The organism is Clostridium sp., assembly GCF_036643715.1.
Taxonomy (GTDB): Bacteria; Bacillota; Clostridia; order Clostridiales; family Clostridiaceae; genus Clostridium.
On record NZ_JAVXRL010000021.1, the window covers coordinates 16,449 to 32,969 of the forward strand.

Below are 16,521 nucleotides of genomic sequence, written 5' to 3' on the forward strand. Positions count from 1 at the left end.
TTTATTCACTCCTAAAATATACTTTTTATACTTATTTTAGCATGTCTTTAGTGGTATATATTTTTTGGAAGTACTAAATATATAATTTGAAAACTATTTCTATATTAAGTTCACTTAATATACCCTACATACTTGGCATTGGTGCTTCATAACAACCAAGTTTATAAAAGTTATACCATTCATTAATCTTACTTTCAGGTGTAACTTCTAATGCAATCATTACTTCTTTAGCAAATTCCAAAGATGCTGTACCATTAGCTGTAATAATATTATTATCTCTAACCGCAGGCTCCATTACATACTTTCCTTCTCCATTATAGGCATCTTCAGCCCATTGCTTTAAGTCATTTATATCATTACTAGTATGTCTAACATCATTTAGCACACCCATTTTACCTAGAAAAACTGATGCATCACAAATAGCACCCAAAACTTTTTTATTTTTTAATGCTTCCTGCACCAAAGGCCCAATTTTCTTGGCTTCCTCAGTTCTCCATGACATTCCACCAACAAGGACTAATCCCTCAAAATCCGCTGTAACAGATTCAATATCATAATCCGGGATAACAGTAAATCCACCTAAAGATTTGATACTATTTTTTGTTAAAGAAACTGTTTTTACCGAAAATGTATCTTGTCCTAATGCAAGGATCAAAGAAGATAAATATGCAGCTTCCCAATCAGAATATTTATCCAAAATAACAAATAAAACATTCTTTTTCATTTAATCACCTCTAAAATTCATTAGTAATAATTATATCATATATAGCAAATTATACCTATTAATGGAAATTTCTTTATTAATATTTCTATTAACCTATAATAATGTTATAATTTATAAAAATATTGAAATTCAAAGGAGGAATATTATGAATCAAGGTCAAGAAAAATTTTTTAGTTTCATAATGCAAAATGTAGATGAACAAAATCAAAGTAAAGCTAACAAACTATTATTAGAAAGTTTCGAAAAACAAAATAATGGTACATTTAATCAAGAATATATGATGACTTTCATTCCAAGAATGTTAGAACTAATAAAGCCAGAAAATATCGAACAAGTAAAAAATATTATGATGAATCATAAAGCGTAAGTTTCTAAAATACTCTCCTTTCTAATATTATCTAGTTATGAATTATGTTAACCATAAAACATCACCGATAATTTATTTATGTAACCTAAAATATTATTAAATAACTTAAAATAAAGATATAAGTGGTCACTAACCTCTTATATCTTTATTAATTAACTGTATTATAAAGTATTTAATTTTTATAAATTATTACTAAACCATTCAGCCGGTGATTGATTAAAGTAATGAGCTGAAAACTCCGTAACTTTATAATCTTGAATGCCAGCAAGTTTAAATGGCTCAGCTGCAAGATACTCTTCTAATTTTTCAAGAGTGTCAGCTTTCATAACAAATATTCCACCACTCATATTAGCCTTAAGTCCAGACATTAATATTAATCCAGAGTTCATTGCTTTTTGAGTATATGCCTTATGTGTTTCCATTAAATTATCATTCATCTTATCTTCGTTTTTTAACATACCTTCAACTATAAAATATTTCATTTATAACCACTCCGTTCTTTAATTCAATTTTTTTCACTACTTTACAATTTTATAATAAAGCTTTGCTGTTATAAAATACACTACTCCATAGCAAATAGCAAAAGCCAAAGAAGTTACAACAGTGTAAATACAATACAGCTTAGTATTAGTAAAGTTTAAAGCTGCTAAAAGTCGTGTTATTGATGGAAAAGCAAATGCTATATTAATTATTGCAAATATTAATGGCATAAAGAATACTATTAAAACTTGACTATTAATAGTAGATTTAATTTCCTTCTTACTCAATCCAACCTTTTGCATAATATCATATCTTTCTTTATCATCATATCCTTCTGATATTTGCTTATAATACATAATTAAAATAGTTGCCATTATAAATAATGATCCTAAGAAAATCCCTAAGAAAAATAATCCGCCAACCATAGAATAAAGTGCATCTCTCATTTCATTTATTGATTCAACATTAATTCTATCATTCTTACTTGTGCTAGAAAGATCACTCTTTAACCTTTCATAAACATTATTTTCTGACTCTTTATTAGCTAAATCAAATCCGTAATAATACTCTACTTCATGCCCTTTTAAAATACTATCAAATATTTTATTATCCTTTACAACAATGTAATTCGTATTGAATATATTAGCTCCTTCACTACCGTTACTAACACATTCATTTAATTTTTCCTTTATATTAAAATTTCTACCTTCTAAGTTAAATGAATTATTTTGATATTCTTTTTTGTTTGAATAAATAAAAACCTCATTATCATTTAAAGTTTTATCTTCATTCATAGCTCTATTATAATCATCTAATGTAGTAATAATTAAATTATTTAAATCCCCTGACCCTATATAGTCTTTTCCATTATGAACTTTAAATTTATCATTTTCCACATATATATATGTTGATTTTGATTTATAATTAACTAAATCTTTTTCTTTTAAATTATCACTTCTTAGCACATTATTCACTGTAGTGTTTACTTTATTTATTGATTTATCTGAAGCATTGCTTACACTAATACTTATATCCCTTGGATATCGTGAATTAACCATATCCTCACTTCCAACATAAAGAGCAATAGTTGAAGATACCATTACTAGAACTGCTGTTGATAGTATACATATATTAGCAAGACCTATAGCATTTTGCTTCATTCTATACATCATAGTGGATATAGAAATAAAATGATTAGTTTTATAATAGTAGTTCTTATTTTTGCGTAGTATTTTTAATACAGTAATAGACCCTGAAGTGAATAAACAGTATACTCCAATACAAACAAGAATTACTGTTATGAAAAATAGATTAACTACTGCTAGTGGATTAGTTGTTGTTACTGAAATATAATAACCTGTCCCTAATGCTATAATCCCTATAATTGTAATAATCCACTTATTTTTAGGCTCCTTTTCACCTATATTACTACCTTTAATTAATTCTATTGTCTTTGACGCATATATTTGCCTTACAGTATTTAATAATACTAATATAAATATAATAGAAAATAAAACTATAGTTCCAACTAAAGCTATAGAAGAAAAGTGAAAACCCATTGTTACTTTGAACCTTAATATCTTTAAAAGAAGTAAAAACATTAATTTATTTAATAATAAACCAAAGAAACTTCCTAGGACTAAGCTTCCAAATGATACATATAGATTTTCAAAAAAAAGTATCCTTGCTATATGTCTTTTTTCCATTCCTAAAATATTAAATAAACCAAATTCCTTTTTTCTTTGCTTAATTAAAAAACTATTTGTATAAAATATAAATACCGTTGAAAGAATCGCCATTACTCCAACGCCCAAATCTAATAAGATTTTTACTCCTGTAGCTCCTGGTAATTCCTTTATGCCTGGATTGTTTGCAAGTTCAAAAATAACATAAAACATTGAAATAGTTATGATACAAGTTAATATATAAGGTATATATAACTTTGAATTTTTCTTAATATTAGTTGCTGCAAGTTTTGGATAAAGTAGGCTATTCATCCCTGTCACCACCTGTAGCGATTATAGTTAAAGTATCTGAAATCTTTTGATACATCTCTTCATTACTCATATCGCCCTTATAAATTTGATGGAATACCTCACCATCCTTTATAAACAGAACTCTCTTAGCATGACTTGCTGCTTTTGTACTATGAGTTACCATTAAAATTGTTTGACCTTCTTCATTTATTTCACTAAACATTTTAAGTAATCCCTCTGTAGATCTAGAATCTAATGCTCCTGTTGGCTCATCTGCTAAGATAAGTTTTGGCTTTGTAATAAGTGCTCTAGCTACAGCCGCTCTTTGCTTTTGACCACCTGATACTTCATAAGGATATTTTTCTAATATATCTTCTATACCTAATTTTTTTGCTATAGGCATAAGTTTACCATTCATTTCATCATATTTTTCACCTGATAAAACTAATGGTAAAAATATATTATCCTTAAGAGAAAAAGTATCTAATAGGTTAAAATCTTGAAAAACAAACCCTAAATTTTTTCTTCTAAAAGATGCTAATTGTCTCTCTTTAATTTTTGTAATATCTTCTCCATTTAATAAAACTTCACCACTAGTTGCCTTATCTAAAGCTGCTAAAATGTTTAATAAAGTAGTCTTTCCGGAACCAGACTCTCCCATTATAGCAACATATTCTCCCTCTTCTACTGAGAATGAAACACTGCTTAAAGCTTGAACAGTATTCCCTCCAAGTAATGATGAATATACCTTTTTAAGACTTTTCACTTCTAAAATTGTCATATACTCTCCTCCTTAACTGTTAATTTAAGTATAACAAGCTAAAGTTTATGCCTCCATAGATTCACCTTACAATATGAAAATAAACCTTACACTGTTGTAAGGTTCATTATTTCTAGATTAATTTTAATCCTAGTATACTTTGAAACTTCTGATTCTATTTGGATTTGATGAGATAATTTTTTAAGAATGTTCTTACATAAATATAGACCTATCCCTGTAGACTTCTTATCATCTCTTCCATTAAAACCTGTAAATCCTTTTTCAAATACTCTAGGTAAATCTTCAGCTTTAATTCCGATTCCACTATCTTCAATAATTAATGTTTTAGACTTTCTCTTATCCATATATATAGAAATAGTTCCACCTTCACAGGTGTACTTAATAGCATTTGAAATAATTTGCTCAACAATAAAAACTAACCACTTTTCATCTGTTAATACTGTAGTATTTAACGCCTTAAAATCGAGCTTAATATTTTTACCAATAAACAGCCTTGCATACTTTCTTACAGCTTGCTTAACAATACTATCTAAAGAATAGTTTTTTAAAACTAAGTCTGATGATATGCTCTCCATTCTAAGATAACTTAAAACCATCTCAACATATTGCTCTATTTTAAATAGTTCATTCATTAACACCATATTATTTTCACTCTCTTCACTTTGGAGTAAAATGTTCATGGCAGCAATTGGTGTCTTGATTTGATGAGCCCACAGAGTATAATAATCAAGTATATCTTTTTTATCTCTCTCACCTTTATCAATTGCTTTAGCCTTTTCTTGAAAAATCATATTAACTAAACCCTTATAATCTTCTTCAATTAAACTATTGGTTGCTGGTAAATTATCAATAGAAGATATTCCAGTCTTCTTTATCATACTTAATGTATGGTGCTTCTTTTTATATTTTAATATATCTATTAACGCATAAATAATACATACTACTAAAAATAATATAATTCCATATAAAATTGGTTCAAGGGGTAAGTTATATAGGTAAAATACTATTAAATATATAATTGAAAAAATTATACTAAAAACAATTACCTTTAAGTTATCTTTTAAATAATTCAAAATAAGTTTCATCTATTCCACCATATATCCTATACCTTTTTTAGTTATTATAAAATCTGTAAGCCCTATATCTGTAAGCTTCTTTCTTATTCTAGTTACGTTAACAGTTAACGTATTGTCATCTATGTAGTTATCACTCTCCCAAAGCTTAGTCATTATACTACATCTTGAAACAATCTTTCCTTTATTTTCAAAGAGAAGCTCTATTATTTTAAATTCATTTTTTGATAAATTTATTTTTTCACCATTATAAGTTAAGGTGGCATCACTAATGTTTAATATAACACCTTTATGTTCTATAAGATTGGTTTGTACTGAAAAATCATAAGTTCTTCTTAGAAGAGCTTGAACTTTAGCAGTTAAAAGATTTAAATCAAATGGCTTTGCAATAAAGTCATCTGCTCCTTGAGTTATTGCTAACAGAATATTCATGTTATCTGAAGTAGAAGAGATGAATATTATTGGTACTTTTGAGATCTTTCTTATTTCGCTACACCAATGGTATCCATTGAAAAATGGTAATGAAATATCCAAAAGTACAAGCTGAGGATTAAAGGCTGCAAATTCTTTTAAAACATTATTAAAATCAGTTACAACCTTAACATCATATCCCCAATTTTTCATATGATCCTTTAGTGTTTTACTAATAACTAAATCATCTTCTACTATTAAAATTTTATACATAATATAACTCCTTCCCAATATTTTCTTATCGTGATTTTATTATACTATATAATTTTAATTTTTTAGACTTAATCTTAGGATAACTATAAAAAGCACCTCCCCCAAAAGGAGTGGTGCTTTAAGTTCTTAATTTTCATTATTTATTTTATCACTAAATGAAATCATATCATCTATACTATTAAACCCTTCATTAGGTATATTAGCTAATATACCTCTATTTTTTTCTATCACTATACTATAATCTTCAAAATTTATGCAATGAATTCTATCTGTTATTCTTTTCTTGATCATATTATATTCCGTATAAATATAAATATATTTATCATCAATATAAATATTATATTCTTTATTAAGTTTCCAACTCTTTTTTAAACTTTCTTCATTTCCTTTATATAATAATTTGTTAAGTTTAAAAAGTTGACTGTATAATATTAGAATCGTAAATATTATACAAACTATAAATAAAGCTGACTCCCAAAATAAATATACGATTATTAAAATAAATAAAAGCAAAATCACTTGAAATAATAAAATGCATCTCTTGATACTTTTTACTGAATCCTTATAATAATCTAATTTACTTATAAACTTTAGTTCTATATATAAGTTATTAATATCAACTTTATATTTTATAGTATTTATTATTTTTTCTTTCACCTTAAATTCTAGCTTTATATCATTATCTTTATTATCTTCAATTATATTTATAAACCGATTAATTTCCTCATCATCTTCAAAGTACTTTAAAGGAATAATATCAAAGCTATTATCCATAAATTCAATATAAATATATTCACCTAATTTTTCAATTAACTTTACAAAGCTTAGCATGCTTTTTGTTACACAGTCATTACTCTCAATTATTAATTGTTCATCTGAAAGTCTTGCTATACATATATTTTCACATGACATATTATTCTGTGATTCATTAATTGTATCTATAGCATTATTTTTTAATCTTTTAGCTACTATATTTTTAATAGTTTTATATGCTAATTGAATAATACACATAAACAATATATAAAATATTACAGTTATTTCAAGACTTTCTTTTAACGCACTTGCTCCATCAGCTAATATGCTAAATAGAGGGAATATAAAAAGTAATAGTGGAGCTTTATATTTAAAATTTTTTATCTTCTTATTTTTATTAAACAGTTTATCAATTTTATATTCAACTAGTATATCTATTGCTTTTTTATAATCCTCTGTAGTTTTTTTATACCGTATATCCATAACATCAATCCAATCTTTTACACATTGCTCTTATTTCAAAATTATACTTTCCAATATTATTTCAACTTAAATGTTTATTTGTACTTTATATTAAACAAGGCAAGATCTTATTTTATAAATTGATTTTTTTACTATATATACCTATTTTTAATATATTTTATATATTATAGGTTGTTTATGTCCATTGCGCGAACAATTTGTATATTTTAGTTTAATTTTAAAATTTAAAATCAACTCGCCTAATTAATTTAATACTAAAATGATACAACAAAAGCCCTTGAAATCTTGTTATATGACAAAACTTCAGGGCTAATTTTATAGAATTGCACTTTATTAGTGCCCTCATTAAAAATCATTTATTTTTTCTGTTTTACTCGCTATATCGCGATTTAGCTTTTCACCAAATTTATCAGTCCATTTTTTAGTATCACGTAAAAACTCATCACAAAATCCAACTACATCTTTCCCTGTCACTTCAAGTACATTTTTTCCATCAGCTGCACTAAGTTCAAATAATTCTAAAAGTTCTTGTTGAGCTTTTAGCATATCAGACCCATCCCCTCCAGCTAAGCTCCACATGTATCCATGAATTTTTTCAAATACAAATCTATAATCTTCTGGTAACTTTTCTGCTCTTGCCATTTGTTCTTTATACTCTTTTTTATCACCGATCATTTTTTTAATGAGATTAATCATAGTTATTCTCCCTCCTTATTAAGCTTTTCCATAATTTCTTTATTTAGTTTATCTTTTAATGATTCTTTATTAGGAATATGAGCACTCATAAATTCATCAGAAAATTTACTTACATCACTTCCAATTACATCAATAACTTTTCTTCCATCTGCCGCACTTGATTCAAATAAATCTAATAAATCCATAAACATTGTAAGGTCATTAAATATTGTCATATTACCACCAGGCGCACCAACACTATACATATATTTTTGTATCTTTTTAAATGCGTATTTATAATCTTCTGGCAACGCATCAACTCTCTTCATCATTTCTCTATATTCACGTTTCTCATCTAAATCACCTATTACTAATTTAATAAATTTATCAATCATTTTTGCTTTCCTCCTTTAATTGATTTATTTTTGTAGAAACAAACTCCCATTTATCCCAAAACTTCTTAAGTTCCTCACGTCCTGCGTCATTTAATGTAAAAAACTTTCTTGGTGGTCCCATTTCTGATTTCTTTTTCGTCGTTTCTACTAATTTATTTTTCTCAAGTCTAACTAAAATTGTATAAACAGTACCATCTACAACATCTGAAAATCCAATAGTATTTAGCTTCCTTGTTATTTCATAACCGTATGTTTCATCATGACTAATAATCTCAAGTACACAACCTTCTAACACGCCTTTTAACATTTCTGTTATATTGTCCAAATAATTCACCTCTTTACTACTTAGTATTACTTAATACCACTATATAGTATCACTTAGTAGTGGCACTGTCAATAAAAAAACCTCATTCACAATATTAAAAGTAAATGAGGTTTATTAAATATTATTCTGTTAAATACTTTTAATAAATTTTGCTGGAACTCCAGCATAAACACAATTATTGGGTACATCTTTAGTAACAACAGATCCAGCTCCAATGACAGAATTTTGTCCAATAGTTACTCCTGGACAAATAGTTGCACCCGCTCCAATCCAAGCGTTTCTTCTAACTTTTACTCCTTTTAAAATAACTCCACGTCTATTTTCTGGATTTATAGGATGATTAACTGAAAGTATCTTTACCTCTGGTCCAATTAGAACTTTATCTTCTAATTCAATACCTCCTAAATCAACAAACATACATGATTTATTAATAAAAATCTCCTTACCTAACTTAATATTGGCTCCAAAATCAGTATTAAACGGTGTTAATATTTGAACTGATTCATCAATTTTATTACACGTAATTTTTTCTAAAATATATCTTATTTCTTCTGCATTTCTATATACTCCATTTAATTCTGAAATTAACTTTAATGTACGATTAAGTACAAAATTAATTTCTGTAAATATAGTATCCTCATATGGAATATATTCTCTCCTTTCTATCTCATTTAATAATTCTTTATACATTACTACCTCCAAAACAATACCTAATATTTATAAAATTTATTTTTATTATATAAATATTATAAATTTCAGTTTTATATATTCCAAATACTTATATAGCATTGATACATATGCTATGATATTTTATAAATAATACGTAATTTGGAGGTTTTATATGGAAATAAGGTTATTAAAATATTTTTTAGCAGTTACAAAAGCTGGTAGTATTTCAAAAGCGGCTGAAACTCTTCACTTAACTCAACCAACTCTATCTAGACAATTAAAAAATCTTGAAGAACAACTTAATACTACTCTTTTTATACGAGGCAATAAAAATATAACTCTTACAAATGATGGTGTTTTATTACATAAAAGAGCAGAAGAAATATTAATGCTAGTAGAGAAAACCGAAAAGGATTTTCTAAGTAACAATGATATTATAAGTGGCGATATTTATATTGGTTGCGGTGAGACTGATGCAATGCGAATAATCGCACGTATAATTAAGAAACTTCAATCAGACTATCCACATGTAAAAGTTCATTTATTTAGTGGTAATGCTGATGATATAACTGAAAAATTAGATGAAGGACTTTTAGATTTTTGTGTTCTAATTGAACCTGCTGATATACGAAAATATGATTTCATACAACTTCCAATAAAAGATCAGTGGGGACTATTAATGCATAATAATAGTAAATTAGCTTCTAAAGATGTCATTACTAGCAGTGATTTATTAAATATTCCTCTTTTAACATCTAGACAGACATTAGTAAGCAATCAAATCTCAGGCTGGTTTGGATCAGACTTTGAAAAACTTAACATAGTCGCTACTTACAATCTTATTTATAATGCTTCCTTAATGGTTGAAGAAGGTTTAGGCTCCGCACTTTGTCTAAATAAATTAATAAATACAACTGGGAACAGCAACTTGTGTTTTAGACCACTTTCACCAAAACTTGACTGCTTCCTTGATATTGTCTGGAAAAAGAATCATATTTTTTCAAGTGCTGCTTTAAACTTTTTAAAAAGATTAAAAGAAGAAATAATAGAAGTATAGTTTGCCTTCTATTACTTTCTTCCAGATATAATTACACCATTTCCTAACACTTTTTTATTTAATAAACCATATGGTAATTCTATTACATCCTCAATATTTTCAACCCTTAACTCTTCAAGTCCTAGTGAGTCTATACCATTAAAGAATTTGTTATTATCTCCAAATATTTTTTCATCACGAAAAAGATCTAAAAATACAAACTCTCCTCCTTTTTTTAATACCCTTAAAGATTCTTTAATTAATTGTATTTTATCAACTTCATCTTTAACTTCATGAAATGTCAAACAACTAACTATTCCATCAAATTCTTCGTCCTTAAATGGTAATCTCGAAGCACTTCCCTTTATAAATTTTATTCTCTCTGATACTCCTTCATATTTTGCATTGCCTTCGCATATATCTTTCGAGTACTCCCAATCATTTCCCCAATAATCAATTCCAACGAAGGCTCCTTTTACGAATGTTTTCGCAAGCTTAATAATTAGTGCTCCACTACCTGTTCCTATATCCAATATAGTACCATTCTCTGTAGTTTTAATTCTCTCCACAATTAAATTATGTATTTTAGATTGAAAGTCTCCACCAAAAGTTGAAAACTGATAGTATGAATATACGATCATAAATGTTGTATACAACAATGGTATTGACATAACTCCTGCAATAATACGGACAAAAGAATTAATAGGAAGTAATGCTATTAATACTAAAGAAAGGGATATTAATGAGAAGATTATTATCCTATTTATTCTTATCCACGTTTTATAAACTGGTTTTTTATTCATTTTTTCCCTCCACACAATAAGCTATTTAATTTTTCTAATTATATCAACTATCCATTCGCTTTCTGGACATGGATAATGAGGATTCTTTGAAATCTGTTCAGCTATTCCATTTATAGCGCACCAAAAGGCTATTCCAAGTGCTAACGGATTACCTTCTTTAATTTCATCTCTCTCTTGACCTTTTTTTATAATTTCTGCTGTGAATTTAAATATATCAAATTCATTAATAATTCTCTTTACACACTCTGGTGCTGATTCATTGTAATGTGCCTGGTTAATGAGTACAAAGTACTTTGAAAAAGATGGTCTTTCTTTTATCAATCTAAATAATTGCTTTGTTATAACTTCAAAATAAATTAAAGGATCCATTCCCTTATCATCCATAATGCTATTTGGACCTTTTAATGCATTTTTTATAAGTTCTTCATATAAGTTTTCTTTTGATTTAAAGTAATGAAATAATAATCCTGTACTCATTCCTACGCCTTTAGCAATATCAGTTATTTTAGTTGCTGCATACCCCTTTCTTATAAATAAATCAAGAGCTACTTCAATAATTTCATTTCGTCTTATATCTTTCTGTTCTTCTCTTATTCCCATGTCATACTTCTCCTTCAAATTATATTGAATAAAACTTCATTGAATATATATTCAATAAACCTTTTATCATAATAAACTATATTGAATAATAATTCAATTAATTTTACTTTTACAATAGGGCTAGAATTTTTTGCTTACACGTACATCATTTAATTCCAAATAACATTTTTGTAATATTGACTAAGTGAAAATTTCATAATTCAAAATACAAAGTCCTTTAAATTTCATGAACTATATGCCATTATTTTTAGTTATCATTCGTATTGATTAACTTATTTGAATGTTTTTCTTGCATTTATTGAATTAAGCGAAGGATTTTCATCAATTTTTACGTTCTATTTTCTATTTTTTTCAAATTAATAACCTATATACATATATTTAATTAAATTTTCCCTAAAAATATTTGGATAATAATATTCTTTTGTGATATACTATAATCCATAAAATGAAATTTCAAACATGCACTTCTTGCATATTTGAAAATTTATACAAATTACTTTTAAGTTAAAACTACTCGAAGGGGGCTATTAAACAAATGAAAAAATTCGGACTAGCATTCCAAATTATACTTGGACTTGTACTAGGAGTTATAGTAGGAGCTGTTTTTTATGGTAATCCAACGGTTACTTCATATTTACAGCCATTTGGAGATATTTTTATAAGATTAATTAAAATGATAGTTGTACCAATTGTATTCTCATCACTAGTTGTTGGTGTTGCTGGAGTTGGTGATATTAAGAAATTGGGGAAAATCGGTGGAAAGACAATACTATATTTTGAAGTAGTAACTACATTTGCTATTATAATTGGTTTAGTTGTTGCTAATTTAGTTCACCCAGGAAACGGGGTAAACATTAGTAATCTTGCAACTACTAATATTGATAAATATATGAGTACAGCAGAAGCTGCCTCTAACCATGGTTTCATGGATACATTTATAAATATTGTACCAACTAATATTTTCGAATCTCTTTCAAAAGGTGATTTACTTCCTATTATTTTCTTCTCAGTTATGTTTGGATTAGGTGTCGCTGCAATTGGAGAAAAAGGGAAACCTGTTCTTGCAATATGCCAAGGCGTGGCTGATGCAATGTTCTGGGTAACTAATCAAATTATGAAAGTTGCGCCACTTGGTGTATTTGGATTAATAGGTGTAACAGTATCTAAATTTGGTTTAACTTCATTAATTCCTTTAGGGAAACTAATAATTACTGTTTATGGAGCTATGTTCTTATTTGTATTTTTTGTTCTTGGCTTTGTTGCAAAAATGGCTGGAACAAGTATTATACAACTTATGAAACTTTTAAAAGATGAACTTATTTTAGCTTATACTACAGCAAGTTCTGAAGCAGTTTTACCAAGATTAATGGAGAAGATGGAGAAGTTTGGATGCCCTAAGGCAATTACATCTTTTGTTATTCCAACTGGATATTCATTTAACTTAGATGGATCTACATTATACCAATCTATTGCAGCACTTTTCATTGCTCAAATATATGGAATTCATCTTCCACTTTCTGCGCAAATTAATTTAGTGCTTGTATTAATGCTTACTTCAAAAGGTATGGCAGGAGTTCCTGGTGCATCTTTCGTAGTGTTATTAGCAACTGTTGGTTCTTTAGGAATTCCAGTAGAAGGTGTTGCCTTTATTGCAGGTATTGATCGTATTGTTGATATGGCAAGAACTGTAGTTAATGTACTTGGAAACTCATTAGCAGTCGTTGTTATATCTAAGTGGGAAAATGAGTTTAATCCTGAAGAAGGTAAAGATTATATTGAATCTATTAGTGAAATAGCATAAACAAAAAAAAGATATAGTTCTAATTAGAACTATATCTTTTTTCATATTAACCCATTAAAAAGTCTAGTATATTCCAGCCATCAGTAGTTTTTGCTTTATATAACTCTGTATATCCGCATCTTGTACAACTTACTGTTATAAATTTCTTATTTTGAACATCAAATATCTTTGCAAAATTTCCTCCTGTTGCTTGGAATTGATCTGACTCATAGTGATCATTTCCACACTTTGGGCAAATATATTGTCTTTTTTCCATAATTATCTCTCCTATTTATATTAATTAAATTATATTATATCTCTTTATTCTTTTGTGGTAAATATACTGTTATCCTTGTACCGATTTCTTTTCTACTTAAAATACTAAAATATCCTTTATGATTATCAACAATCCACTTTGCTATAGATAATCCAAGACCAGTACCCCCATCTTTTCTAACTCTTGCAGTATCTGCTCTAAAGAAGCGTTCAAATATATGAGGTACATCAGTTGAGTCAATTCCTATTCCACTATCTTGAATAGAAAAATACGGTTCTCCTTTATCATTTTTCCCTACTCTAAATATTATATCTTCTCCTTTTTCTGTATACTTCGCTGCATTTTCAACTAATATTCTAGCTGTTTGCTTAAGTAGACCTGCATCACCATAAACACTTATATTTTCTGAACTAATATAACTATATATATGATTTTCATCTATCATTTTAGACTCCTCTAAAACTTCATTCATCATATCATTAAGTAAAAATTCAGTCATAGTAAGCTGAGTCTTCCCATTAATACCTCTAGCTAGAAATAATAATTGCTCAACTAAATTTTTCATATTTTCAGATTCAGACTTTATTGCTGTAATAGATTCTTCTAATACACTTTCATCATTTTTTCCCCAACGGTCTAGCATATTTGCATATCCTTGAATCACAGATATAGGAGTTCTAAGTTCATGAGATGCATCTGAAACGAATCTTGCCTGCTGCCTATATGAGTCTCTCATCTTATCTAAAAGTTTATTTATTGCATCTTCTAACCCTTGAAGTTCACTATCACCTATCTGTATTTTTTCATCAGATGTTATAGGACTAATTTTAGAAATAGCATCCTCAAGGTTATGGAATTTTTCCTCATCAAAAACCATATTACTAAGTCTACTAGCTGTTTCTGCTATTTCATTAAGTGGCTTTAAAGCCTTTCTAATTTTTGCTGTACCAAATATTATTTCTTCTAATAAAAGTATTCCTTCTATTATTCCTAAAACTATAATCATTTTTCTAAGAGAATATAAGAAAGTACTAGCTTCCTTAACCATAGTCTTTCCATTATCCCAAACAACTGTATAATTTGATGTTTCTATAGGATGAAAATTAAATGACCTCTGTGCACTTTGAACAAGATCCCCATAAAAATTCTTTTCTGAATCAATACACCAAAGAGCAATTAAAATACCCATTAAAAGTATATCTATTAAAAGAAATTTGAAAAATAAATCTCTTACAGAAATAGCATTAAGTTTTATTGCAATAGATGTGACATTTTTTTGTTTATTCTTCTTACTCATCTTTTATTACATATCCTACACCACGTACAGTAGTTATTATTTTAATATTAAAAGCATCATCAATTTTAGTTCTTAAATACCTTACATAAACATCTATTACATTTGTCTCTCCAAAATAATCATAACCACATACTTTTTCTATAAGTATATCTCTAGTTAGTACTATATTTTTATTTTCCAATAATATTTGTAGCAAATTAAACTCTCTATTAGTTAATTCAATTTCTGTACCATCATACATTACTTTATGTCTCATTTTATCTAAAGATAATAAGCCACAACAAATTACATCTTCATCTTTTTTAACTGTAGCTATCCTCTTTTTAAGAGCTGTCCTTATTCTTGCAAGTAATTCTTCTATTGCAAATGGTTTTGTTACATAATCATCTGCTCCTGCATCAAGTCCTGATACCTTATCCATAACTGCATCTCTTGCCGTAAGCATTATAATTGGAATATCAGAAACTCTTCTAATTCTTCTTAATACTTCAAGCCCATTAATTTCAGGAAGCATAACATCAAGAATTATTAAATCAATATCCTCACTCTCTGCAATTTCAAGGCCTGTTCTTCCGTTATTTGTTTTTATTACTTTATATCCTTCATGCATTAACTCTAATTCTATAAATCTTGCTATTTTTTCTTCATCCTCAACAATTAAAATCTTAATCATTATTTAAACCCCTTTATAAGTTTCTCTTTTATAATTCGGGCATTTTTTGACATCTCGCTAAATGCCTTATTAACCTTATCTATCTTATCTGTATTAATTTTTTTAGTAGACACTATAAATTCAATATCAAAGAATAGTCCACCAATCATTAAAGGTATGATTATCCAAAACATAAATATTAAAAGTAATATTAGTACAGTAAATGGAAGCTTTAAGAATACTCTATCTTTTCTTCTTATTTCAATGAATATATTATTGCATGTATCTATAATTTCACATATATCTTCGAAAATTCCATCAAAATCTTTTTTGCTTTTATCCCTTTTACTATCTCCACTTTCGCTAATATTAACTATTTCTCCTTGATTTTTGTAACTCTCTTTATATTCATTAGTATAAAAAATGCTAATGGAAGGTTTTTTAACTATTCCACGCTCTTCTAAATACAAGATGGCATCTAACATATCCCAATTGCTATTTTCTAAAGCAATATTAGCTTCGTCATAACTTATATTAGTTTTAGTCCGTAATTTCTCTACAAGTTCAATTTTTTCCATAAATAATCCTCCATACCTATGGTATAATTCTATCCTTAACTATTAAATTATATCATCTCTCCTAATATTTCCACAGTATAAAAATAAAGAGACTTTGAATATTCTTCAAACCC

The 16,521-nt window shown here is 27.5% G+C and carries 20 protein-coding genes; 3 read left to right on the forward strand and 17 right to left on the reverse strand.

All coding sequences use genetic code 11. From position 1 onward, the window contains the following. Positions 1-124 precede the first annotated feature (124 nt). Positions 125-724, reverse strand: a complete 600-nt coding sequence (locus tag RSF37_RS07860) for a DJ-1/PfpI family protein (protein WP_332563854.1) — start codon at positions 722-724, stop codon at positions 125-127. A gap of 145 nt (positions 725-869) precedes the next feature. On the opposite strand from RSF37_RS07860, the gene RSF37_RS07865 reads away from it, so the two are divergent. After that, positions 870-1,091 (forward strand): hypothetical protein, encoded by a 222-nt coding sequence (locus RSF37_RS07865; RefSeq protein ID WP_332563855.1) that lies wholly within the window; start codon positions 870-872, stop codon positions 1,089-1,091. A gap of 179 nt (positions 1,092-1,270) precedes the next feature. Here RSF37_RS07865 and RSF37_RS07870 read toward each other — a convergent pair whose 3' ends face one another. From RSF37_RS07870 to RSF37_RS07915, 10 genes are all read right to left on the reverse strand, one after another. Next, positions 1,271-1,573, reverse strand: coding sequence for a YciI family protein (locus RSF37_RS07870; protein WP_332563856.1), 303 nt, complete (start codon positions 1,571-1,573; stop codon positions 1,271-1,273). A 36-nt stretch (positions 1,574-1,609) separates the two neighbouring features. Continuing rightward, a complete protein-coding gene (locus RSF37_RS07875) occupies positions 1,610-3,568 on the reverse strand; it encodes an ABC transporter permease (protein ID WP_332563857.1) in 1,959 nt (652 codons plus the stop codon). Continuing rightward, positions 3,561-4,328 (reverse strand): ABC transporter ATP-binding protein, encoded by a 768-nt coding sequence (locus RSF37_RS07880; protein WP_332563858.1) that lies wholly within the window; start codon positions 4,326-4,328, stop codon positions 3,561-3,563. Before RSF37_RS07880 ends, RSF37_RS07875 begins: the two co-directional genes overlap by 8 nt. Positions 4,329-4,414: 86 nt before the next feature. Beyond that, positions 4,415-5,413, reverse strand: coding sequence for a sensor histidine kinase (locus tag RSF37_RS07885; protein ID WP_332563859.1), 999 nt, complete (start codon positions 5,411-5,413; stop codon positions 4,415-4,417). Next, positions 5,414-6,085, reverse strand: a complete 672-nt coding sequence (locus tag RSF37_RS07890; protein WP_332563860.1) for a response regulator transcription factor — start codon at positions 6,083-6,085, stop codon at positions 5,414-5,416. 126 nt (positions 6,086-6,211) lie between these two features. Next, entirely contained in the window at positions 6,212-7,321 is a 1,110-nt protein-coding gene (locus RSF37_RS07895) for a hypothetical protein (protein ID WP_332563861.1), read from the reverse strand. A gap of 345 nt (positions 7,322-7,666) precedes the next feature. Beyond that, positions 7,667-8,017 carry a DUF1048 domain-containing protein gene (locus RSF37_RS07900; RefSeq protein ID WP_332563862.1) on the reverse strand — a complete coding sequence of 117 codons (351 nt, stop codon included), beginning with the start codon at positions 8,015-8,017 and terminating at the stop codon, positions 7,667-7,669. 2 nt (positions 8,018-8,019) lie between these two features. Further along, positions 8,020-8,391 (reverse strand): DUF1048 domain-containing protein, encoded by a 372-nt coding sequence (locus RSF37_RS07905; RefSeq protein WP_332563863.1) that lies wholly within the window; start codon positions 8,389-8,391, stop codon positions 8,020-8,022. Beyond that, a complete protein-coding gene (locus RSF37_RS07910) occupies positions 8,384-8,716 on the reverse strand; it encodes a PadR family transcriptional regulator (RefSeq protein WP_332563864.1) in 333 nt (110 codons plus the stop codon). The genes RSF37_RS07905 and RSF37_RS07910 overlap by 8 nt, the downstream gene beginning before the upstream one ends. 129 nt (positions 8,717-8,845) lie before the next feature. Next, on the reverse strand, positions 8,846-9,406 hold the full coding sequence (locus tag RSF37_RS07915; protein WP_332563865.1) for a DapH/DapD/GlmU-related protein: 561 nt from the start codon (positions 9,404-9,406) through the stop codon (positions 8,846-8,848). Between the two features lie 151 nt (positions 9,407-9,557). Here RSF37_RS07915 and RSF37_RS07920 point away from each other — a divergent pair, with 151 nt between their 5' ends. Then, complete coding sequence (locus RSF37_RS07920; RefSeq protein WP_332563866.1) at positions 9,558-10,442, forward strand: LysR family transcriptional regulator; 885 nt, start codon at positions 9,558-9,560, stop codon at positions 10,440-10,442. 11 nt (positions 10,443-10,453) lie between these two features. Here RSF37_RS07920 and RSF37_RS07925 read toward each other — a convergent pair whose 3' ends face one another. After that, the gene (locus RSF37_RS07925; RefSeq protein WP_332563867.1) at positions 10,454-11,224 is read right to left on the reverse strand and encodes a class I SAM-dependent methyltransferase; all 771 of its coding nucleotides are present in this window, start codon (positions 11,222-11,224) and stop codon (positions 10,454-10,456) included. A gap of 21 nt (positions 11,225-11,245) precedes the next feature. Next, positions 11,246-11,824, reverse strand: a complete 579-nt coding sequence (locus tag RSF37_RS07930; protein ID WP_332563868.1) for a TetR/AcrR family transcriptional regulator — start codon at positions 11,822-11,824, stop codon at positions 11,246-11,248. 535 nt (positions 11,825-12,359) lie between these two features. On the opposite strand from RSF37_RS07930, the gene RSF37_RS07935 reads away from it, so the two are divergent. After that, positions 12,360-13,625, forward strand: coding sequence for a cation:dicarboxylate symporter family transporter (locus RSF37_RS07935; RefSeq protein ID WP_332563869.1), 1,266 nt, complete (start codon positions 12,360-12,362; stop codon positions 13,623-13,625). A gap of 46 nt (positions 13,626-13,671) precedes the next feature. Here the strand turns inward: RSF37_RS07935 and RSF37_RS07940 are convergent, their stop codons facing one another. From RSF37_RS07940 to RSF37_RS07955, 4 genes are read right to left on the reverse strand one after another with little or no spacing between them, the layout of a single operon-like run. Further along, complete coding sequence (locus RSF37_RS07940; RefSeq protein WP_332563870.1) at positions 13,672-13,881, reverse strand: zinc ribbon domain-containing protein; 210 nt, start codon at positions 13,879-13,881, stop codon at positions 13,672-13,674. Between the two features lie 34 nt (positions 13,882-13,915). Then, complete coding sequence (locus RSF37_RS07945; RefSeq protein WP_332563871.1) at positions 13,916-15,178, reverse strand: sensor histidine kinase; 1,263 nt, start codon at positions 15,176-15,178, stop codon at positions 13,916-13,918. Continuing rightward, positions 15,171-15,851 carry a response regulator transcription factor gene (locus RSF37_RS07950; RefSeq protein WP_332563872.1) on the reverse strand — a complete coding sequence of 227 codons (681 nt, stop codon included), beginning with the start codon at positions 15,849-15,851 and terminating at the stop codon, positions 15,171-15,173. The genes RSF37_RS07945 and RSF37_RS07950 overlap by 8 nt, the downstream gene beginning before the upstream one ends. Then, complete coding sequence (locus RSF37_RS07955) at positions 15,851-16,408, reverse strand: ubiquitin (protein ID WP_332563873.1); 558 nt, start codon at positions 16,406-16,408, stop codon at positions 15,851-15,853. Before RSF37_RS07955 ends, RSF37_RS07950 begins: the two co-directional genes overlap by 1 nt. Between the last annotated feature and the right edge of the window lie 113 nt (positions 16,409-16,521).